Consider the following 20,119-nt stretch of genomic DNA (forward strand, 5'->3'; position numbering starts at 1 on the left):
CGGCCCGTCCGCGAACGGCTGAGGTCGTGAGAAGCCTCAGACCCGCAGCCCCGCCGCGCGCTCGGCAACCTCGACCACGTTGGTCATGAGCAGCGCGACGGTCATCGGTCCGACACCCCCGGGGTTCGGCGAGACCCAGCCCGCGACCTCGGCGACATCCGGGTGGACGTCGCCGTAGACGCGGCTCTTGCCGGTCTCGGGGTCGTCCTCGCGGGTGACGCCGACGTCGAGGACGGCCGCACCGGGCTTCACGTGCTCGGCCGTGACGATGTGCTTGACGCCCGCCGCGGCGACGATGACGTCGGCCTCGCGCAGATGCGCGCCGAGGTCGGTCGTCCCGGTGTGGGTGAGCGTGACGGTCGCGTTGTACTCGCGGCGCGTGAGCAGCAGACCGATCGACCGGCCGATCGTGACTCCGCGGCCGACGACGACGACGTGCTTGCCCGCCAGGTCGTAGCCGTTGCGCACCAGCAGCTCGATGACGCCGCGGGGCGTGCAGGGCAGCGGCGACGTGATCGGCGTGTTGACGTTGAGCACCAGGCGACCGAGGTTCGTCGGGTGGAGGCCGTCGGCATCCTTCTCGGGATCGATCCGCTCGAGGATGCGGTCGGTGTCGAGGTGCTTCGGCAGCGGCAGCTGCACGATGTAGCCGTGGCAGGCGGGGTCGGCGTTGAGCTCGTCGATCAGCGCCTCGACCTGCTGCTGCGCCGCGTCGGCGGGCAGCTCGCGCTGGATCGAGTTCATTCCGATCGCCTCGGACTGCCGGTGCTTCATGCCGACGTAGAGCTGCGATGCCGGGTCCGCCCCCACGAGCACGGTGGCGATCCCAGGCGTCACGCCGTGCTCCTTCAGCACGGCGACGCGCTCGGCGAGCTCGGTCTTGATCGCGGCCGAGGCCGCCTTCCCGTCGAGGATCTGCGCGGTCATGATGCCTCCTGTCGTCGCCCCTCGACCGCGAGACTGCACCCGAAGCTCGAGACTGCGGTCCGGGACCACTGTCTCGCGGCGTGCGTGCAGTCTCGCGGGCGGAGGAGGGGCCGGATGCCGGCGGTCACTGCTGGAGGCTCGGGTAGAGCGGGAACGCATCGGCGAGCTTGGCGACGCGCGCGCGGAGCGCCTCGTGGTCGGCGCCCGGCAGCAGCGCGAGCGCGATGACGTCGGCGACTTCGGTGAACTCGGCGTCGCCGAAACCGCGGGTCGCGAGCGCGGGCGTGCCGATGCGGAGCCCCGAGGTGACCATCGGCGGGCGCGGGTCGTTCGGCACCGCGTTGCGGTTGACGGTGATCCGGATGTCGTGCAGCAGGTCCTCGGCCTGCTTGCCGTCGATCGCCGCGTCGCGCAGGTCGACGAGCACGAGGTGCACGTCGGTGCCGCCGGAGCGCACCGCGACACCGGCTGCCTTCACGTCGTCCTGCGTGAGGCGGTCGGCGAGGATCGCCGCTCCGCGGAGCGTGCGCTCCTGACGCTCCTTGAACTCGGGGGTCATCGCGAGCTTGAACGCGGTGGCCTTGGCGGCGATCACGTGCATGAGGGGGCCGCCCTGCTGGCCGGGGAAGACGGCGGTGTTGATCTTCTTCGCGATGTCGGCGTCGTTCGTGAGGATGAGGCCCGAGCGCGGGCCGCCGATCGTCTTGTGCACGGTGGTCGAGACGACGTGCGCGTGCGGGATGGGCGACGGGTGCAGGCCCGCGGCGACGAGACCGGCGAAGTGCGCCATGTCGACCCAGAGGAGCGCGCCGACCTCGTCGGCGATCGCGCGGAAGGCGGCGAAGTCGAGCTGGCGCGGGTAGGCGGACCAACCGGCGATGATGACCTTCGGCTTGTGCTCGACCGCGAGACGGCGGACCTCGTCCATGTCGACGAGCGAGGTCTCGGCGTCGACGCCGTACGCGACGATGTCGTACAGGCGGCCCGAGAAGTTGATCTTCATGCCGTGCGTGAGGTGGCCGCCGTGGTCGAGCGAGAGGCCGAGCAGCGTGTCGCCGGGACGGGCGATCGCGTGGAGGACGGCGGCATTGGCCGACGCACCCGAGTGGGGCTGGACGTTGGCGAACCCGGCACCGAACAGCGCCTTGGCGCGCTCGATCGCCAGCTCCTCGGCGACGTCGACGACCTCGCAGCCGCCGTAGTAGCGGCGGCCGGGGTAGCCCTCGGCGTACTTGTTGGTGAGGACGGAGCCCTGCGACTGCAGCACCGAGACGGGAACGAAGTTCTCGGAGGCGATCATCTCGAGGAACCCGCGCTGACGGTCGAGCTCCCGCTCGAGCACATCGGCGATCTCGGGATCGACCTCGGAGAGGGGGGCGTTGAACAGCGAATCGGTCATGACGATCTCCTGACGACGGCTTTCGGGATGAGGAATCTCGCATCGGCCCAGGCGCGCGGTCGAATGCCGTGTCAATCGCTCCCCGGTGGTAGCCCACCTCAACGCCAGTCGCGACACTGCGAGCATAACGGATGAGGCCGCTGATAGGCTGGCGCGATCGGTTTTGTTAGGACACCTTACAGATCGGCGGCGGACATGCTCCCCCTCCCCCTCGTGCCCTTCCCCGCGGACGTCGACGTCGACGTCGCGGACGCACCCGCCTTCGACCTGTCGCGCGCCGGTCTGTGGGGCGATCCGGATGCCGCGACCGCCCTCCGGTCGATCGTCGCCGCGCGCACGGGCATCGACCTGCCGGACGGCGACGCCATCTCGCTCGCCGTGCAGGACGGTGGCCCGACGGAGTCGTACACCCTCGAGGTCGAGACCACCGGTATCCGGATCACGGGAGCGGATGCCGCGGGCCTGTTCTACGGCGTGCAGACGCTCGTGCAGCTCGTCCGCCGTGACGGCGAGCGCTGGGTGGTGCCGGCTGTCCGCATCGCGGACGCCCCGCGCTTCGCCTACCGCGGGGTGATGCTCGATGTGGCCCGGCACTTCCACGCGGTCGACACGGTGACGGCGTACATCGACCGGGCCGCATCGCTGAAGTTCAACGTCCTGCACCTGCACCTGTCGGACGACCAGGGCTGGCGGCTCGAACTGCGATCGCGTCCCGAGCTCACCGAGAGGGCATCGGCGACGGCGGTCGACGGGGCTCCCGGAGGCTTCTACACGCGCGACGACTACCGCGCGATCGTCGCGTACGCGGCATCCCGTCACATGACCGTCGTCCCCGAGTTCGACATGCCGGGACACACGCACGCCGTCGCCCTCGCGTATCCCGAGATCGCCGAAGCACCCGTCACCGACGTCATCACCGAGGGCGCGATCCCGGTCGCCGGCGAGCCCTACACCGGCACCGCGGTCGGCTTCTCGTCGCTCCGCGTGCACGACGACGCCACCTACGCGTTCGTGCGCGACGTCTTCGCCGAGCTCGCCGAGCTCACCCCGGGACCGTGGCTGCACTTCGGCGGCGACGAGTCCCACGGGACGACGCCCGAGGACTTCGCGCACTTCGTCGCCCGCGCGAGCACCGTGATCGCCGACCTCGGCAAGACGCCGATCGCCTGGCACGAGGCCGGCGCCGCCGCGGGCCTGGCTCCCGGCACGATCGGCCAGTACTGGGGCTTCGTCATGCCGACGGATGCCGCACCGGAGCACGCCCGCGCCTTCGCCGAGCGCGGCGGTCGTGTCATCCTCTCTCCCGCCGACGCGATCTACCTCGACATGAAGCCGACCGACGACGCGCCCCTCGGACTCACCTGGGCGAACGGACCCACGAGCCTCGAGCGCGCGTACTCGTGGGAGCCGACCGAGGTCGTCGACGGCCTCCCCGAGAACGCGATCCTCGGGATCGAGGCACCCTTGTGGACCGAGACGGTCGCGAGCCTCGCCGACATCGACGCGCTCGCGTTCCCGCGCATCGCAGCGGCGGCGGAGATCGCCTGGTCCGCACCAGCCGGATCGGAGCGCACGTGGGGTTCGTTCCGGGCGCGGGTCGGCGGGCTCGGGCCGCTGTGGACCTCGCTCGGCATCCGCTTCCCCGCAGTCGCGGAGGTCACGTGGACGACGTGACCCGCATCATCCACTCCGCCCGGCTGATCGATGCGGGCACGGAGACCCCCGACGCGTGGATCCGCATCGAGGCGGGCCGGGTCGCGGCATCCGGCACCGGCGGATCGTGGCGAGCGCTCGACGCCGACGAGGTCGTCGACGCGGGCGCGGTCGCCGGGGCGGACGCCGTGCTGACGCCCGGCTTCGTCGACCTGCACGGGCACGGCGGCGGCGGCCGCGCGCACGAGGAGGGCGTCGAGGCGATCCGCATGGCCCGGACAGCCCACCGCGCGCACGGCACGACGCGCGCCGTCATCTCGCTGGTCGCCGGCTCACCTGCCGACCTCGCGGCCCGCCTCGGTGCGATCGCCGACCTCGCCGAAGCGGATGCCTCGGTCCTCGGCGCGCACCTCGAGGGCCCCTTCCTCGACCCGGGGCACCACGGCGCACACGATCCGGCGCTGCTGCTCGACCCCGAGCCCGAGACCGTCGCGGCACTGATCGAGGCGGCCCGCGGATCGCTCGTACAGGTGACACTCGCGCCCGAGCTACCGGGCGGACACGAGGCGATCGCGCAGTTCGCCGCGGCCGGCGTCGTCGTCGCGGTCGGTCACACGGACGCCGACGTCGAGGCCACCCGCCGCGCGTTCGATGCGGGCGCCACCGTCCTCACCCACGCGTTCAACGCGATGCCGGGACTCCATCACCGCGCCCCCGGCCCCGTCGGCGCCGCGACCGGCGACCCGCGTGTGACGATCGAGGTCATCGCCGACGGAGTACACGTGCACCCCGACGTCATCCGGATGCTGTTCGCGGCAGCTCCCGGACGCATCGCGCTCATCACCGACGCGATGGCCGCCGCCGGCGCGGCGAACGGGACCTACCTGCTCGGGTCGCTCCCGGTGACGGTCGAGGCGCGCGTCGCACGCCTGGCCGACGGCACGATCGCGGGTTCCACGCTGACACAGGATGCCGCGCTCCGCACCGCTGTCGCCGCGGGGAGTGGCGCTGCCCGACGCCGTCACGGCCCTCACGACGACTCCTGCGCGCGCGATCGGCCGGCCCGAACTCGGCTCGCTCGCCGTCGGGTCCGTCGCCGACGCGGTGATCCTGGACGCCGGGCTCCGCGTGCGGCGGGTCTTCAGCGGGATGGTCTGAGCCGCGGCGTCCGCGCCACGCTCAGCCCGGCACGACCCCGGCAGGGGCTTCCGCCAGGAGCGCCGCGCCGACCGCGCCGACCGGCGCGCCGGACGGAACCGGCGCGACGCGGTCCGCCAGATCGAGCGAGGCGAGGAAGGCCGACCCGGATGCCGCGGCCCGCAGGGCCGTGCGAACCGGCCCGAGCAGCCGCTCCCCCAGGTGCGAGACCCCGCCGCCGAGCACGACGACGTCGACGTCTGCTGTGAGGACGAGAAGCTGCGCCGCGGCGGCCACGCCGCGCACGACGTCCGCCTGCAGCGACTCGGCGAACGGATCGCCGGCGGCGGCCGCGTCGAACACGTCGGCCACCGGGAACGCGGAGGGCCTCCCCCATCGCGCCGCGACCGAAGCACCTCCGGCGAGCGCCTCGATGCAGCCCCGTTGCCCGCAGGGGCAGACGGGACCGGCGGGGTCCACGCTGAGATGCCCGATCTCCCCGGCCGCGCCCCGCGCGCCGCGCCACGGCATCCCGTCCCGGACGATCCCCGCGGCGACGCCCGTCCCGAGGTTGAGGTAGGCGAGCGAATCGACACCCGGGAGGAGCGCTCGGGCCCCGACGGCAGCGGCTCGCACGTCGTTGTCCACCGTGGGCCGGAGTCCGAGCCGTGCGGCGAGCGCCGCGGCCAGATCGAACTCCGCGATACCGAGGTTGAGGGCGTGACGGACGACGCCGTCCCCTGCGATCTGGCCGGGGACGCCGACGCCGAGGGTGTCGAGCTCTCGGCCGCCGGCGAGCACCTCGACGACCGCCGCGATCCCCTCGACGACCGCGGCGGCACCGCGGCCGGTCGGACGGCGTTCGACCCCGAGGACGCGACCGGCCTCGTCCACCGCGACGGCGAGCGTCTTCGTCCCGCCGACATCCACTCCGACGCGCATCTCAGCCCTTCACAGCGCCGGAGACGAGCCCACCGGACATCCGTCCCTGCACGATGAGGAAGAACACGACCACGGGGATCGAGATGAGGGTGGATGCCGCCATCACGGCCCCCCAGTTGGTCGCCTCGGTCGCGGACTGGAACGACAGCAGCCACGGCGGCAACGTCAGGTTCTGGCCGCGCAGCAGGAGGAGGGCCATCGTGAACTCGTTCCAGGACTGGATGAAGGCGAACACGCCGGTCGCGACCAGCCCCGGGGCGAGGAGCGGGAACGTGACCTTCCAGAACGCCTGCGACCGCGTGCAGCCGTCGATCATGGCCGCCTCCTCGAGGTCGACGGGGACTCCTGCGACGAAGCCGCGCAGGGTCCAGATGGTGAACGGGACCACCGCGGCGACGTAGACGATCCCGAGGCCCAGGAGGGTGTTCATGAGACGCCAGTCGTCGATCATCCCGTAGATCGTGAACATCATCGCCTCACCGGGGATCATCTGGACGATGAGTACCGAGACGATGAAGGAGCGACGTCCGCGGAAGCGGATGCGGGCCACGGCGATCGAGGCGAGGAACGCGACGAGCAGGGTGACGACGAGGACGCCGACGGTGACGAGGCTCGAGCTGAGGAGCCCGTGCACGAAGTCGGTCTGACCGGGGGCTGCGGGCCGTGTCCACGCCGTCTCGTAGTTGCGGAGCGTGAAGTCCAGCGGCAGGAAGCTCGGCGTACGGCTGATGATCGACTCGCCGCTCGTGAACGACATGTTCAGCATCCAGTACACCGGGAACACGGAGCAGGCGAACACGACCAGCGCAGCCAGGTTGAGCAGGATGCGGCCGACGGGCGAGCGGCGCCGCCGTCGCGCGGCGAGCGAGCCGGGGAGGGGCGTCCGGGCGTCGCCGACGGGGCCGGCGATCTCGTCGACGCCGACCGTGGACAACTGCGCGGCAGGGGTGATCTGCGTGCTCACAGCTCCTCCTCCTTGAGGGTCGTGCGGACGTAACCCCACGAGAGGGCGAGCAGCAGGATGACGGTCAGCACGCCGATCGCGCTCGTGACGCCGAACTCCCCCACCCCCTGCCGGAAGATGTAGGTGCCGAGGACGTTCGTCTCGGAGACGAGGCCGCCGCGCTGCTGCAGCGTGTAGACCTGCGTGAAGATGCGGAGGTTCCAGATCACCTGCAGGACGACGACGACCGTGACGACGTTACGGAGGTAGGGGTAGACGACCAGTCGGAACCGCTGGAGGCCCGTCGCACCGTCGAGCGAAGCGGCCTCGAGCACCTCGCCGGGGACCTGGCCGAGCGCGGCGTAGAGCGTGAACGCCGCGAACGGAACGCCCTGCCAGACGACGATGATCGTGAGGACGACGAAGAACGACCACGGGTCGAGCAGCCAGGAGTGGTTCGTGAAGTCGGTCGTGCCGGTCACGGTGTTGAACAGCCAGTTCACGAGTCCGTACTGCGCGTCGAAGATCCACCCCCAGACGGTGGTCGCCGCCAGCGGCGGCATCGCCCAGGCGAGGAGCAGGCCGATCGAGACGAGCAACCGCCAGCCGCGGGTCAGGCGGGTCATCAGCACCGCGACGAGCGCGCCGAGCCCGACGATCAACACCGTCATGACGAGCATGAGTCCGAGGCTGCGGACGAGCACCGCCGGGAAGTCCGACGCGGTGAACACCTCGAGGTAGTTCTCGAAGCCGACGATGTCGGGGAGGGTCCCCTGCACCTTGTCGCGGATCGAGTAGTCGGTGAACGACTGGACGACCATGAGGACCGCGGGGTAGCCCACCATCACCGCGAGGATCACGAGCGACGGGCCGAGCAGCGTGAGCGCCGCCGCGCCGTCCTTGCGTCGACGCCCGCGCGCGCGGGCTGTCGACGCGAGGCGGTCGCGCGGCGAGGTCCCCGGCCGCGGACGGGTGAGTGTTCCGGACATCGTCGTCTCCGTGAGAGGTCGGTCGGCGGTGCAGGAGACGGTGACCGCCCCCTGCACCGGCCCGGTCAGGAGTTGAGGATCGCTTCGATCTGACCGTCGAGGGCGGTGGCGATCTCGGTGACATCGCCTCCCTGCGCGATCTTCACGAGGGCGTCCTTGATGACACCGGCCGACTCGACCTCGGCCCACTTGGGGCTGGCCGGGACGGCCTTGGAGGATGCCGCGGCCTTCGCCGCCTCGGCGGTGATGGCGTCGTCGGGCAGGTACTCCGCGAACGAGGTGCGCGCGGGGATCAATCCGTTCTCGGCGAGGATCTTCTGGTAGCCCTCCGAGAGGATGACCTGCAGCGCCGCCTGCGCCTTCTCCTGGGCGTCGGACTTCGCGGCGACCGCGATGTTCGAGCCGCCCGCGAACACCGGCGCGACCTCGCCTGCCGTCATGCCGGGAAGCGCGAATGCCGCGAGGTCCTTGCCGGCCTCGTCGGGGCACCCCGGAGCCTCGGCGTCCGCCGCCGCGAGGATCGACCACTTGACCCATGCGGGCGCGGAGAGGAAGCCGACCTCACCGGCGCAGAACGGGACCTGCGGGTCGGCCTCGTCGGAGTCGGCGGGGGCGATCGTCGCGTTGGTGTACACGTCCTGCAGCATCTCGAGGCCGGCGATCCCGCCTTCGCTCGAGAAGCCGCCGACCCACTGGTCGCCGTCGAGGGTGGCGATCTCTCCGCCGTTCGCCCAGATGTAGGGCAGCGCGTTGTACCAGTCCTTGCCCGGGGCGTAGATACCCGACTTCGTCGCGGTCGTCCCATCGATGCCGGCCTTCACGTAATCGGCGAGCGTCGTGGGCACCTCCCCCGAGTAGGTCGAGGGCGAATAGAACACGACGCGCGATCCGGCGTAGTACGGCGCTGCGTAGAGGGTGCCGTCCTCGGAGCCGAGGTCGACGAAGCTCTTCAGCATGTCGTCGCCGCCGAGATCGTCCTGGATGCCGGAGAGGTCGGCGAACAGGCCCTGCGAGATGAACCCGGGCGCCTGCGTGTTGCCGACCTCGACGATGTCGGGGGCGTCGTTGGACGAGAGCGCCGCGACGTACGCCTCACCGGTGTCCGCCCACGTCTTCTCCTCGATCGTGAGAGTCCAGCCGTCGTTCTGGTCTTCGAACGTCTTCTTCAGGTAGTCGCGCGCGTCCTGCGGGGTGTCCGTGCCGACGAGCCACACGGTCAGGTCGCCGGTTTCGGCGCTCCCGCTCGCGGGTGTGCCGCCGCCGGCGCAGCCGGACAGGACGAGGGCTGACGCGCCGAGGAGCGACAGTGCTCCGAGGGTCTTCTTCATAGCGGTTCCTTCACTGTGTGGGATGCGGCGGCCCGGTCGAGCCGTCGCGGATGCGGGTGGTGCGGGGGTGACGCGGGTGGTGCGGGTGGTGCGGATCAGGAGACTCCGAGACGGCCGGACAGGACCATGACGGCCGCGCCGCGGAGGACGATATCCTCGCTGTGGGTCGACATGCGGACCTGGAGCCCGTCGTGGAACGTGGCGAGGGTGCGGGTGCGGACCGTCTTCGCCGCGGCGTCGGCGAGAGCCCCTCCGAGGAGGTCGGCGGGCCCCGAGAGCGCGATCTCCGAAAGGTCGAGCGCTCCGACGATCGGCGCCAGGGCGATGCCGAGTCGCTCCCCGGCGTCGCGGAGGACGCTGTCGGGGTCGTCGGTCGCGGCCAGACGCGCGGTGAGGGCGGGGACCGCGAGCCACGCTTCGAGGCATCCGATCTTGCCGCAGGCGCAGGCGGGACCGCCGTCTGTGCCGACGGTGACGTGACCGATCTCGCCGGCGGCGAAGCGGGCGCCGGCGAGCGGCTCTCCCCCGGTCAGCAGGCCCGCACCGACACCGCGGCCGACGCGCACGAGGATCACGTCGTCGCCGGCGCCGCCGAACGTGTGCTCGGCGAGGACCGCGGCGTTCGCGTCGTTGGCGACGAGTACGGGGAGTCCGACCTCCGCCTCGAGGGCTGCGGCGAGGTCCAGATCCGACCAGCCGAACCCGGGTGCGGCGAGGACGACGCCGCGGTCGTCCACGACGCCGGGAGTCCCGACGCCGAGCCCCAGGACGGGCGCATGGGCGTCGGCCACGACCGTGCGAGCGAGGCCGATGATCGCCTCGAGGACGTCGGACGGGCGTGCGGGGACGGGGACGCTGTGTCGCGCGACGATCTCGCCGTCGAGGGTGAGCACCGCGCCGAGAAAGCTCTCGCTGCCCGACAGATCGAGCCCGACGATGCGGTGACCGTCGCGGGCGATGTCCACGAGGATGGCGGGCTTTCCGGGACCGGATGCCTCCCGCAGACCCCGCTCGACGACGTACCCGTCGTCCATGAGCGACCCGACGAGGTCCGACACGGTGACCCTCGTCAGCCCGGTCTCACGCGCGAGGTCGGCCCGGCTCATCGCACCCTCGGAGAAGAGCGACTGCAGCACGAGCGCGCGGTTGTGCGCCCGGGCGTGCTCCGGAAGGATCTTGCCCGCGGCGCGTCTGGAACGGGTTACGGCGGCGGATCGGGTCGGCGTCGGCATGTTTGTTAGTAAGCCTTACCAATAGTCACCACGCAAGTGCCCGCCCCCTATTTGCAAGCAGTCTTAACAAACTCGTTACACTCCGGTCGCCGCCGCCGCCCCCGTAGAATCGAGGCATGTCCGAGCTCCCCCACGTCCGGCCCGAACGACCCGCGGAGCCCGCACCGGCCGCCCGTGCCGAGAGGCTGTCGGCCCTCGATCTCCTCAGCTTCCTGTGCACCCTGTTCGCGGTCGCGTCGCTCGCCATCTGGGGCTTCACCGCGTGGGAGCTCCCCTGGAACATCGTCTTCGGCATCGCCGCGCCCCTCGCGACGCTCATCGTGTGGGGCCTGTTCGCCTCGCCGCGCGCCGTCATCCGCGTGCACCCCTTCGTGCGCGGACTCGTCGAACTGCTCATCTACCTGTCGGCGACGATCGCCTGGTGGAGCGCGGGGCAGGCCTGGATCGGACTCGGCTTCGCGGTGGTTGCCGTCGTGGTCGGCGTCCTCGCGGGACGCCGACGCCTGTCGTGACCGACGTCGCCGCCCTCCTCCGCGATGCGCTCGGCGAGCGCGTCGACACGTCGGCGGCGGCTCTCGATGCGGCCCGGGCGGACAAGTCGGGTCACCGCGCGGCCGGACGGCCGCTCGCGGTCGTGCACGCGGCATCCGTCTCAGATGTGCAGACCACGATGCGGATCGCCTCCGAGACCGGAACGCCGGTCGTGACCCGCGGCGCCGGGACGGGCCTCGCCGGCGGAGCGAACACCGGCGAGGGCGAGATCGCCCTGTCGGTGCGCGACATGAACCGCGTCCTCGAGGTCCGCCCCGACGACCTCCTCGCCGTGGTGGAGCCCGGCATCCTCAACGCCGACCTCGGGCGCGCTCTCGCGCCGTACGGCGTATGGTGGGCGCCCGACCCGGCCAGCCGCGAGATCTCGACCGTCGGTGGCAACATCGCGACGGGCGCGGGCGGGCTCCTGTGCGCCAAGTACGGAGTCGTCCGCGACGCCGTCCTCGCCCTGGACGTCGTCCTCGCCGACGGCCGGCTCATCTCGACGGGCCACCGCAGCGTGAAGGGGGTCACCGGATACGACCTCACCGCGCTCATGATCGGATCCGAGGGGACCCTCGGCGTCGTCGTCGGCGCGACCCTCAAGCTCCGCCGTCTCGTCCCCGGCGAGACCCGCACCGTGACCGCGCAGTTCCCCGACGTCCGGACGGCCGCCGCCGGCGCCGCGGCGGTGACCGCGTCCGGCGCGCAGCCCGCGATCATGGAGCTGATGGATGCCGTGAGCCTGGCGGCCGCGCATGCGCTCCTGGGCCTTCCCGCCCCGACACCCGGCGCGACCCAGCTGACGGTGCAGACCGACGGCGTCGCCGCCGCCGCGGAGCAGGCGGCGATCGCGGCCGTCCTGACCTCAGCCGGCGGTGCGGTCCGCCTTGCCGCCGACGACGCGGAAGCCGCGCAGCTGTGGGCGGTGCGTCGCGCGATGCATCCGGCGATGGAGAGCCTCGGCACGGCGCTCATCGAGGACGTCTCCGTGCCGCGGAGCGCGCTCCCCGCGATGTTCGACGAGATCGCCCGCATCGAGGCGCAGTACGACCTGACTATCCCGACCGTCTGCCACGCGGGCGACGGCAACCTGCATCCCAACTTCGTCTTCGACGGGGACGAGGTTCCCGAGCGCGTGTGGCAGGCAGCGGATGCCCTTTTCCGCGCGGCCATCGCCCTCGGCGGCACCCTGACGGGCGAACACGGCATCGGCGTCCTCAAGAGCCGCTGGCTCGCCGACGAACTCGGCGCGGATCAGTGGACCCTGCAGCGAGGGATCAAGACGGTCTTCGACCCGGCCGGCATCCTCAACCCCGGGAAGGTGTTCGCCGCTCAGCCGTGACGCACGGCCGCGCCCGACGGCGTCCGCGATCCCCGATCCGGTGCCGGCTGGGTCGTGACGGCGAGCACCATCGACACGATGCCGACGACCGCGGGAATGGTCGCGGGGAGGACGCCGACGGGGCCTCCGATCCCGGGAGCGACGATGGTGACGGCCGCGAAGACGACGGCGAGCCCCAACCCGAGCGTGATCGCCGCGAGCGGGATCCAGCTCCAGGGGCGAGGGATGACACCGATGCGCAGGATCGCGATCGCGCCGCCGATCGCGAGGATGTAGGAGACGATCGCACCCAGCGCGGCCGTCGGCTCCGCAGCGGGGCCCGCGGCGTACCCGGTCGGCCCCGCCCACCAGACGGCGCGGACGAGGACGAACCCTCCGAGGGCGAGCAGTATCGCCATACCGGCGGGTCGGCGTGCGACCACACTGTCCGCGGGCCGCAGCCCGAAGGCGTAGACGACGCAGGCTCCGGCGGCGAGGACGGCGGCCCCCACCTCGTACGGCACGGCCGCCGCGTTCCCCGATCCGGCGGCGATGGCGGCGAGCACCCCGAGGAGGCCCTGCCCGAGGAGCAGGAACCCGCCGAAGAGCCACGACCACACCGTTGTGCGCTGCATGGGCACACCATAAGCCCGGAGGACGGCCGATGCCACCCGCCGTGCACACCCGGGTCCACGGTTCCTCCAGCGAAGCCGTGGCAGGCTCGAACGGTCCCGACCCCGAGGAGGCCCGACGTGTCCGCATCCCGCTCCGCCCGCGCCGTCGGCGTGTTCCTGACCGCCGGATGCGTCGCCGCCGTCTGCGCGGCGTGTTCACCCGCGGACCACCACGGCGAGAAGCAGAGTGTCGCCTCCGCATGCGAGGCCGTCGCCACCGCCGTCGACGATGCGATGACGGCGTTCGCCGATGCGGATGCCACCGACCCGTCCACCGCCGCGAACGCCACCGCGAGCGTCCGCGCGCAGTTGGAGGAGCTCGCGCCGTCGATCCACAACGCCCGTGTGGCCGCCGTCGTCGCCGACCTCCGGTCGGGGTTCGACGTCCTCGCGACGGCGACCTCCGCCGCCGCGGACGGCGACCTCGACGGCGTCACGGGTCTCGGCGAGGCGACCGACCGCATCCGTTCCGGCGTCTCCGAATATCACGATCTGTGCGCGCGGTGAGCCGGACGCACCCCTGGTCGCGTACCCTTTTGTGAAGCGACATTCGCCCTGGCGACGAGACCCCGGATCCCCGTGGCGTCCGGGACGCCGGGCAGCAGCTCGGGGGAGATCGATGTCCGAGACCATCACACGCCAGGACGCCGACGCCACCGTCGTCTCCGACGCCCCCGTCGACGTGCGCTGGGCGCCCACCGAGCCGGCCCGCAAGCCCCGCCGCCTGTGGCTGAAGATCGGCGTCCCGGCAGCCGCCGTCGTGGCCGCGGCGACCGTGTGCTCGCTCGTCCTGATCGCACCGGGCACGACCGCAGCCGGCGTTCCTGTCGGGGGACAGACGTCCGGTGCAGCGGCGGAGTCGATCTCGTCCCGCCTGGCCGACATCGAGGTGACCCTCGGTGAAGGCGGTCCCACCGTTTCGGCCGCCGACCTCGGTGCGACCGTCGACGCCTCAGCTCTGGCGGACGCGGCGTTCGCGGGCAGCCCGATGTGGAACGTGACCGCGTGGTTCGCCGAGTACGGCACCCCCGACGTGAGCCTCGACGCCGACCGGGCGGCGAATGCGCTGCGCGCGGCCCTGCCCGACGCCTACACCGACCCGACTCCCGCTGCGGTGACGTTCCAGGACGGCGCTTATGCGGTGACGCCTGCCGTCGACGGGACGGGCGTCTCGCTCGACGCCGTGCGCGGCGCCCTCCAGTCGGCCCTGACGACGGGCGCCGGCACGGCGACCGTCGACCCCACCCCGGAAGCCGTCGCCTCCGTCGTCACGACGGCCGCGGCCGAGACGACCGCCTCGAGCCTGAACGACATGATCGCCGAGGCGGGCTTCTACGTGGGCGACGACCGCGCCGTCCCCGTGACCGCCGACACGCTCGCGTCGTGGGTGGATGTGGCAGCCCGACGAGACCGGCACGTTCTCCTTCAGGGTGGATGCCGCAGCGATCCAGACCGCCGTCGACACCCTTCCCGACCAGGTCAACCAGGACCCGGTCGACGCGAACGTCCTCTCGAACGAGGCCGGAACGGTTCTCGCGACGCTGGTCGAGGGGCAGGACGGCCGAGCGCTGGGCGACACGTCGAATGTGGCGCGCGACTTCGCCGACCAGCTCGCCGCCGGCGATGCCTCGTACGATCTGGCTGCCGATGTCACGGCGCGCAGCACGGTCAGCACCGTCCGCCTGGCCGAAGTGGATCTCGGAGAGCAGCGCCTGTACCTCAAGGAGAACGGCAAGGTCGTCGACACCTGGCTCATCTCGAGCGGCCGGGACGGCGCCGTCACCTATCAGGGTCACTACTCGATCGGATGGCGCACCCCGCTCCAGGACATGAAGGGCACGTCGCGCGACACGGGCTCGAAGTACACGCAGCCCGACGTCCCCTGGGTCATGTACTTCAACGGCAATCAGGCCTTCCACGGCGCGTACTGGCACGACAACTTCGGTAACCAGATGAGCGCCGGCTGCGTCAACATGCCGCCCGCCCTCGCGAAGAAGCTGTACGACTGGATGCCCGACGGCGGCGACGTCTGGATCCACGCCTGACACATTCCGGATCCTCGGCATCCGTCCTGTGCGCAGGACACCGATCACGGTTAGCCTGTGCTCATGGCTGACCTCCGCGTGGAAGAACTGTCGGCGTCGACGATCGTCGCCGTGAACACCCTCTCGCTCAAGCCGGGCCAGGAACGCTTCATCGCACCCGAGAGCTATGCGATCGCAGCGACCGTCGTCGATCCCGCCACGTCGTGGCAGCGAGTGATCCTCGACGGCGACGAGGTCGTCGGTTTCGTGAGCGCCGGCTTCGACGAGGACGCCCCGCACGAGCACTTCCGCTCGGTTCTGTGGCGGATCAACGTGGATGCCGACGATCAGGGCCGCGGCGTCGGTCGCTACGCCGTCGACCAGCTCGTCGACGAGGCGCGCGCCCGCGGCTTCGATCACGTGAACGTGATCTACGAAGCCGGCGAGGGCGGACCCGACGCGTTCTTCCGCCGCGTCGGCTTCACCCCCGTCGACGAGACCGAGTACGGCGAGGTCGTCGCGCAGATCCGTCTCTGACACTCCCCCCAACGCACGGATGCCCCGGCCCGCTTTCGCGGCCGGGGCATCCGTCCGTCGGATCAGAGTCCGTCGATGATTGCGTTCAGCGTCGCCGACGGGCGCATGACCTTCTCGACCAGCGCGGTGTCGGGACGGTAGTACCCGCCGATCTCGGCGGGCGAACCCTGGACGGCGACCAGCTCGGCGACGATCGTCTCCTCGTTCGAGGTGAGCGCCTCGGCGACCGGGGCGAACGCCGCAGCCAGCTCGGCGTCGGCCGTCTGACGGGCGAGCTCCTGCGCCCAGTAGGTGGCCAGGTAGAAGTGGCTGCCGCGATTGTCGATCGTGCCGAGGGCGCGGCCGGGCGACTTGTTCTCCTCGAGGAAGGTGCCGGTGGCAGCGTCCAACGTATCGGCGAGGACCTTGGCGTGCGCGTTGCCGGTGTAATCGGCGAGGTGCTCGAAGGATGCCGCCAGCGCGAAGAACTCACCCAGGGAGTCCCACCGGAGGTAGTTCTCCTCCACGAGCTGCTGCACGTGCTTCGGGGCGGAGCCGCCCGCACCGGTCTCGAACAGTCCGCCGCCGGCGAGCAGCGGGACGATCGAGAGCATCTTGGCGCTCGTGCCGACCTCGAGGATCGGGAACAGGTCGGTCAGGTAGTCGCGGAGCACGTTGCCGGTGACCGAGATGGTGTCCTCGCCGCGGCGGATGCGCTCGAGCGAGTACCGGGTCGCGTCGGCCGGCGCGAGGATCTCGATCGTGAGCCCCTCGGTGTCGTGGTCGGCGAGGTAGGCCTTCACCTTGGCGATGAGGTTCGCGTCGTGGGCACGGCTCTCGTCGAGCCAGAACACGGCCGGATCGCCGGTCGCGCGGGCGCGCGTGACGGCGAGCTTCACCCAGTCGCGGATCGCGATGTCCTTGGTCTGGGTCGCGCGCCAGATGTCTCCCGGCTGCACGGCGTGCGAGAGGAGGACCTCGCCGGCGGCCGAGACGACCTCGACGGTGCCCGCCGCGGAGATCTCGAACGTCTTGTCGTGCGAGCCGTACTCCTCGGCGGCCTGCGCCATGAGGCCGACGTTCGGCACGGAGCCGATCGTGGCGGGGTCGAGGGGACCGTTCGCGATCACGTCGTCGATGGTCGCCTGGTAGACCCCGGCGTAGGAGGAGTCCGGGATCACGGCGATCGTGTCGGCCTCGCCGCCGTCGGCGCCCCACAACTTGCCGCCGTTGCGGATGAGCGCCGGCATCGAGGCGTCCACGATCACGTCGGACGGGACGTGCAGGTTCGTGATGCCCTTGTCGGAGTTGACGTACGACAGCCGCGGGCCGGCGGCGATCGCCGCATCGAACGCCGCGCGGATCTCCTCGCCGCCCTCGACGTGGGCGAGACCGGCGAGGATCGCGCCGAGCCCGTCGTTGGGAGTGAGCCCCGCCGCCGCGAGCGTGTCGCCGAAGCGCGAGAACACGTCGGCGAAGAATGCGCGGACGACGTGACCGAAGATGATCGGGTCGCTGACCTTCATCATGGTGGCCTTGAGGTGCACGGAGTAGAGCACGTCCTCCGCCTGCGCCTGTGCGACGGTGTCGGCGAGGAACGCGTCGAGTGCGGTCGCCGAGAGGAACGTCGCATCGACGACCTCGCCGGCGAGGACCTTCAGGCCGGACTTGAGTTCCGTCACGGTGCCGTCTTCGCCCGTGAAACGGACCGACAGGACGTCGTCGCCCTCGAGGACCGTGGAGGCCTCGTTCGACGCGAAGTCGTCGTGCCCCAGGGTCGCGACGCGGGTCTTGCTGCCGTCGGCGAAGGGCTTGTTGCGGTGCGGGTGCTTGCGGGCGTAGTTCTTCACCGAGAGGGGCGCGCGACGGTCGCTGTTGCCCTCGCGCAGGACGGGGTTGACCGCCGACCCCTTGACGCGGTCGTAGCGCGCGCGGAGGTCCTTCTCGGCGTCGTCCTTCGGCTCGTCCGGGTAGTTCGGCACGTCGTAGCCGGCGGCCTGCAGCTCGGCGATCGCGGCCTTCAACTGCGGGATGGATGCCGAGATGTTCGGCAGCTTGATGATGTTGGCCTCGGGCTGGGTCGCGAGGGCCCCGAGCTCGGCGAGCGCGTCGCCCACCTGCTGCTCAGCGGTGAGCTTCTCGGGGAACAGGGCGAGGATGCGGCCCGCGAGCGAGATGTCGCGCGTGTCGATGCCGACGCCCGCCTTGCCTGCGAACGCCTCGACGATCGGCAGGAAGGACGCCGTCGCCAGCGCGGGGGCCTCGTCGGTGTAGGTGTAGATGATGGTGGAATCAGGCACGTGTCGTCTCCAAGAAAAGGGCGTCGCGGATGCTCCTCAGCGTATCGCACCGCCCCGGTTTCTCTCGATGTCGAGATATCTCCAGCCGTGACCGCCGACCGCTAGGGTGAGGCCGTGCCGCGCTTCGATCTGCCCCTGTCCGACCTCCGCGACTACCGCCCCGAGATCCGCATCCCCGCGGACTTCGACGACTTCTGGTCGAGCACCGTCGCCGGTGCACGGGAGGCGGGCGGATCACCCGTCGTCACCCCGATCGAGACCCCTCTCCGCGGGATCGACGCCTTCGACGTCACCTTCCCCGGGTTCGCCGGCGACCCGGTGAAGGGATGGCTGCTGCTTCCGGCCCAGCGCGACGGTGCCCTGCCCGCGGTCGTCGAGTTCAACGGGTACGGCGGGGGCCGCGGCCTCCCCTTCGAACGCCTCGGGTGGGCGGCATCCGGATACGCGCACTTCTTCATGGACACCCGCGGTCAGGGCAGCGCCTGGGGATCGGGCGGCGCGACCCCCGATCCGCACGGTGCCGGACCGGCGTTCCCGGGGTTCATGACGCGGGGCATCGACGACCCGGAGACCTACTACTACCGTCGCGTCTTCACCGACGCGGTGCGGGCGATCGACGCGGTGCGCTCCCTTCCCGAGGTGGATGCCTCCCGCGTCGCCGTCTGCGGCGGCAGCCAGGGCGGCGGCATCGCGATCGCTGCGGCTGCGCTCAGCGACGACCTCGTCGCGGCGATGCCCGACGTCCCGTTCCTCTGCCACTTCGAGCGAGCCGTGGGCATGACCGGGCGCGACCCCTATGAGGAGGTGGCCCGTTACCTCGCAGTCCACCGCGGTGCGGAGGAGCGCGTCTTCGAGACCCTGTCGTACTTCGACGGGGTGAGCTTCGCGGCGCGGGCGCAGGCGGCATCCCTCTTCTCCGTCGCCCTGCTCGACCCGATCTGCCCGCCGTCGACCGTGTTCGCGGCGTTCAACGCCTGGGCGGGAGCGGACAAGGAGATCGAGGTGTTCCCCTTCAATGAGCACGAGGGCGGTCAGGCCTACCAGTGGCAGCGGCAGGCGGAGTTCCTCGCGGCGCGGATCTGATCAGCCGTCCGCGGGCGGGCGCTCGCCCGTTCCTCGCTCGATGATCCACGTCGGCAGCGTGATCTGGCGCACGAAGCCCGAGGGGTCCCCGATCCGCTCCATCGCGAGCGTCGCCGCGCGTCTGCCGAGTTCGAGCGGGTCGTAGGAGATCACCGAGACGCCGAGGACGTCGGCCGTGTCGAAGTCGTCGAAGCCGATCAGTGCCGTCTGCTCGTCGCCGCGCGCTCGCAGGGCGCGGAGTGCGCCGACCGTCACCCGGTTGTTCCCGGCGATGATCGCGGTGGGCGCCGCATCCTCCCGCCAGAGACGCTGGACGAGATCGAGCGGCGGGATCGTGAGGTCGTCGCCCAGCATCTCCCATCGGGCCGAGTCGACGCCGATCTCCGACATCGCCTGCCGGTAGCCCGCGAGCCGCTCGGACTGCGTCCAGACGGACGCCGGGTTGCAGACGTAGGCGATGCGACGGTGACCGCGCGTCGTCAGCCGCCGGGTCGCCTCGAGGACGGCGACGCGGTTGTCGAGGACGATCGAGTCGGCCGCGAGGTTGCGCGCCGGGCGGTCGATCGCGATCACCGGGGTTCCCAGTTGGCGTTCGCCCTCGAGGTAGGACTGGTCCTCGCCGACCGGGATGAGCAGGAGCGCTCCGACCCGCTGCGCCAGCAACGCGTCGGCCACGCGGCCCTCCCCTTCCTCGGTGTCGTCCGTGGTGGCGACGACGAGGCTGAACCCGTGGGCGGAGAGCTCCTTCTCGATGCCCGCGGCGACCTTGTAGTAGAACGGGTTGCTCAGCTCGCCGATGATGAAGCCGACCGTACGGCTCCCGCCTCGACGGAGCCCCTGCGCGAGGCTGTTGGGCCGGAACCGCAGCCGTTTCGCCGAGGCGAGTACGCGTTCGACCGTCTGGGGGGCGACGAGCTCGCGTTGGGCGAACACGCGCGAGACCGTCTTCGAACTGACGCCGGCCAGACGTGCGACATCGTCCAGCGTGGCCCGTTGCTGCACCGTCATCGTGCCTCCTCCGCGCCAGGCTACCAGTCCGACCGAAATGACGACGATAGACATTTCTGCGACATCAACCCGCGAATGGACCGTCATACGGGTTGATAAATACGAGATC

At 71.2% G+C, this 20,119-nt stretch carries 18 protein-coding genes, 2 pseudogenes and 1 riboswitch; of the genes and pseudogenes, 9 read left to right on the forward strand and 11 right to left on the reverse strand.

All coding sequences use genetic code 11. The features are described 5' to 3' along the window. Window positions 1–36 precede the first annotated feature (36 nt). Window positions 37–927, reverse strand: a complete 891-nt coding sequence (locus QE428_RS01955) for a bifunctional methylenetetrahydrofolate dehydrogenase/methenyltetrahydrofolate cyclohydrolase (protein WP_307462524.1) — start codon at window positions 925–927, stop codon at window positions 37–39. Between the two features lie 124 nt (window positions 928–1,051). Further along, window positions 1,052–2,326, reverse strand: coding sequence for a serine hydroxymethyltransferase (gene glyA, locus QE428_RS01960; RefSeq protein ID WP_307462525.1), 1,275 nt, complete (start codon window positions 2,324–2,326; stop codon window positions 1,052–1,054). Window positions 2,327–2,364: 38 nt separating this feature from the next. After that, a riboswitch (ZMP/ZTP riboswitch) is annotated at window positions 2,365–2,448 on the reverse strand. Between the two features lie 73 nt (window positions 2,449–2,521). On the opposite strand from glyA, the gene QE428_RS01965 reads away from it, so the two are divergent. Together QE428_RS01965 and nagA are read left to right on the forward strand one after the other, a co-directional pair. Continuing rightward, window positions 2,522–4,000 carry a family 20 glycosylhydrolase gene (locus tag QE428_RS01965; RefSeq protein ID WP_307462527.1) on the forward strand — a complete coding sequence of 493 codons (1,479 nt, stop codon included), beginning with the start codon at window positions 2,522–2,524 and terminating at the stop codon, window positions 3,998–4,000. Continuing rightward, window positions 3,988–5,137: pseudogene (nagA, locus tag QE428_RS01970) on the forward strand (N-acetylglucosamine-6-phosphate deacetylase). Before QE428_RS01965 ends, nagA begins: the two are co-directional and overlap by 13 nt. 21 nt (window positions 5,138–5,158) lie before the next feature. Here the strand turns inward: nagA and QE428_RS01975 are convergent. From QE428_RS01975 to QE428_RS01995, 5 genes are all read right to left on the reverse strand, one after another. Continuing rightward, entirely contained in the window at window positions 5,159–6,058 is a 900-nt protein-coding gene (locus QE428_RS01975; protein WP_133400288.1) for an ROK family protein, read from the reverse strand. A gap of 1 nt (window position 6,059) precedes the next feature. Next, on the reverse strand, window positions 6,060–7,022 hold the full coding sequence (locus QE428_RS01980) for a carbohydrate ABC transporter permease (protein WP_133400289.1): 963 nt from the start codon (window positions 7,020–7,022) through the stop codon (window positions 6,060–6,062). After that, window positions 7,019–7,990 (reverse strand): carbohydrate ABC transporter permease, encoded by a 972-nt coding sequence (locus QE428_RS01985; RefSeq protein WP_307462530.1) that lies wholly within the window; start codon window positions 7,988–7,990, stop codon window positions 7,019–7,021. The genes QE428_RS01980 and QE428_RS01985 overlap by 4 nt, the downstream gene beginning before the upstream one ends. A 65-nt stretch (window positions 7,991–8,055) precedes the next feature. Further along, window positions 8,056–9,318 (reverse strand): extracellular solute-binding protein, encoded by a 1,263-nt coding sequence (locus QE428_RS01990; protein ID WP_307462532.1) that lies wholly within the window; start codon window positions 9,316–9,318, stop codon window positions 8,056–8,058. A gap of 95 nt (window positions 9,319–9,413) precedes the next feature. Further along, a complete protein-coding gene (locus QE428_RS01995) occupies window positions 9,414–10,550 on the reverse strand; it encodes an ROK family transcriptional regulator (protein ID WP_091356260.1) in 1,137 nt (378 codons plus the stop codon). 116 nt (window positions 10,551–10,666) lie between these two features. Here QE428_RS01995 and QE428_RS02000 point away from each other — a divergent pair, with 116 nt between their 5' ends. Then, window positions 10,667–11,062, forward strand: coding sequence for a YrdB family protein (locus QE428_RS02000; protein WP_091356265.1), 396 nt, complete (start codon window positions 10,667–10,669; stop codon window positions 11,060–11,062). After that, entirely contained in the window at window positions 11,059–12,426 is a 1,368-nt protein-coding gene (locus QE428_RS02005) for an FAD-binding oxidoreductase (RefSeq protein ID WP_133400291.1), read from the forward strand. Before QE428_RS02000 ends, QE428_RS02005 begins: the two co-directional genes overlap by 4 nt. On the opposite strand, the gene QE428_RS02010 is transcribed toward QE428_RS02005, so the two are convergent. After that, window positions 12,417–13,040 carry a hypothetical protein gene (locus QE428_RS02010; RefSeq protein WP_307462537.1) on the reverse strand — a complete coding sequence of 208 codons (624 nt, stop codon included), beginning with the start codon at window positions 13,038–13,040 and terminating at the stop codon, window positions 12,417–12,419. The genes QE428_RS02005 and QE428_RS02010 overlap by 10 nt on opposite strands. 117 nt (window positions 13,041–13,157) lie before the next feature. Between QE428_RS02010 and QE428_RS02015 the strand changes: the two genes are divergently transcribed. Next, window positions 13,158–13,586, forward strand: a complete 429-nt coding sequence (locus QE428_RS02015) for a hypothetical protein (RefSeq protein WP_091356271.1) — start codon at window positions 13,158–13,160, stop codon at window positions 13,584–13,586. Between the two features lie 112 nt (window positions 13,587–13,698). Then, a pseudogene (locus tag QE428_RS02020) lies at window positions 13,699–14,238 on the forward strand (hypothetical protein); the annotation flags it as partial. Here the strand turns inward: QE428_RS02020 and QE428_RS02025 are convergent. After that, window positions 14,214–14,393, reverse strand: a complete 180-nt coding sequence (locus QE428_RS02025) for a hypothetical protein (RefSeq protein WP_307462539.1) — start codon at window positions 14,391–14,393, stop codon at window positions 14,214–14,216. The pseudogene QE428_RS02020 and the gene QE428_RS02025 sit on opposite strands and share 25 nt — an antisense overlap. A 77-nt stretch (window positions 14,394–14,470) precedes the next feature. Here QE428_RS02025 and QE428_RS02030 point away from each other — a divergent pair, with 77 nt between their 5' ends. Then, window positions 14,471–15,124: a L,D-transpeptidase gene (locus QE428_RS02030; RefSeq protein WP_307462541.1), complete on the forward strand. Its 654-nt coding sequence runs from the start codon at window positions 14,471–14,473 to the stop codon at window positions 15,122–15,124. A 63-nt stretch (window positions 15,125–15,187) separates the two neighbouring features. Beyond that, a complete protein-coding gene (locus QE428_RS02035) occupies window positions 15,188–15,640 on the forward strand; it encodes a GNAT family N-acetyltransferase (protein WP_091356275.1) in 453 nt (150 codons plus the stop codon). Window positions 15,641–15,702: 62 nt separating this feature from the next. Here QE428_RS02035 and QE428_RS02040 read toward each other — a convergent pair whose 3' ends face one another. Beyond that, window positions 15,703–17,919, reverse strand: coding sequence for an NADP-dependent isocitrate dehydrogenase (locus QE428_RS02040; protein WP_307462544.1), 2,217 nt, complete (start codon window positions 17,917–17,919; stop codon window positions 15,703–15,705). A 114-nt stretch (window positions 17,920–18,033) separates the two neighbouring features. On the opposite strand from QE428_RS02040, the gene QE428_RS02045 reads away from it, so the two are divergent. Next, window positions 18,034–19,002 carry an acetylxylan esterase gene (locus QE428_RS02045; RefSeq protein WP_307462547.1) on the forward strand — a complete coding sequence of 323 codons (969 nt, stop codon included), beginning with the start codon at window positions 18,034–18,036 and terminating at the stop codon, window positions 19,000–19,002. Here the strand turns inward: QE428_RS02045 and QE428_RS02050 are convergent, their stop codons facing one another. Next, window positions 19,003–20,010: a LacI family DNA-binding transcriptional regulator gene (locus tag QE428_RS02050; RefSeq protein WP_133400294.1), complete on the reverse strand. Its 1,008-nt coding sequence runs from the start codon at window positions 20,008–20,010 to the stop codon at window positions 19,003–19,005. It lies immediately after the preceding gene. Window positions 20,011–20,119: the final 109 nt, after the last annotated feature.

Origin of the sequence: Microbacterium sp. SORGH_AS_0505 (genome assembly GCF_030818715.1) — a bacterium.
Lineage (GTDB): Bacteria > Actinomycetota > Actinomycetes > Actinomycetales > Microbacteriaceae > Microbacterium.

Coding starts and splice junctions, on each gene's coding strand:
- QE428_RS01965 (WP_307462527.1), top strand. CDS start 2,522: ATGCTCCCCCTCCCCCTCGTGCCCTTCCCCGCGGACGTCGACGTCGAC.
- QE428_RS02035 (WP_091356275.1), top strand. CDS start 15,188: ATGGCTGACCTCCGCGTGGAAGAACTGTCGGCGTCGACGATCGTCGCC.
- QE428_RS01985 (WP_307462530.1), bottom strand. CDS start 7,990: ATGTCCGGAACACTCACCCGTCCGCGGCCGGGGACCTCGCCGCGCGAC.
- QE428_RS02050 (WP_133400294.1), bottom strand. CDS start 20,010: ATGACGGTGCAGCAACGGGCCACGCTGGACGATGTCGCACGTCTGGCC.
- QE428_RS01975 (WP_133400288.1), bottom strand. CDS start 6,058: ATGCGCGTCGGAGTGGATGTCGGCGGGACGAAGACGCTCGCCGTCGCG.
- QE428_RS02010 (WP_307462537.1), bottom strand. CDS start 13,040: ATGCAGCGCACAACGGTGTGGTCGTGGCTCTTCGGCGGGTTCCTGCTC.
- QE428_RS01955 (WP_307462524.1), bottom strand. CDS start 927: ATGACCGCGCAGATCCTCGACGGGAAGGCGGCCTCGGCCGCGATCAAG.
- QE428_RS02000 (WP_091356265.1), top strand. CDS start 10,667: ATGTCCGAGCTCCCCCACGTCCGGCCCGAACGACCCGCGGAGCCCGCA.
- glyA (WP_307462525.1), bottom strand. CDS start 2,326: ATGACCGATTCGCTGTTCAACGCCCCCCTCTCCGAGGTCGATCCCGAG.
- QE428_RS02025 (WP_307462539.1), bottom strand. CDS start 14,393: ATGTCGTTCAGGCTCGAGGCGGTCGTCTCGGCCGCGGCCGTCGTGACG.
- QE428_RS01990 (WP_307462532.1), bottom strand. CDS start 9,318: ATGAAGAAGACCCTCGGAGCACTGTCGCTCCTCGGCGCGTCAGCCCTC.
- QE428_RS01995 (WP_091356260.1), bottom strand. CDS start 10,550: ATGCCGACGCCGACCCGATCCGCCGCCGTAACCCGTTCCAGACGCGCC.
- QE428_RS02030 (WP_307462541.1), top strand. CDS start 14,471: ATGTGGCAGCCCGACGAGACCGGCACGTTCTCCTTCAGGGTGGATGCC.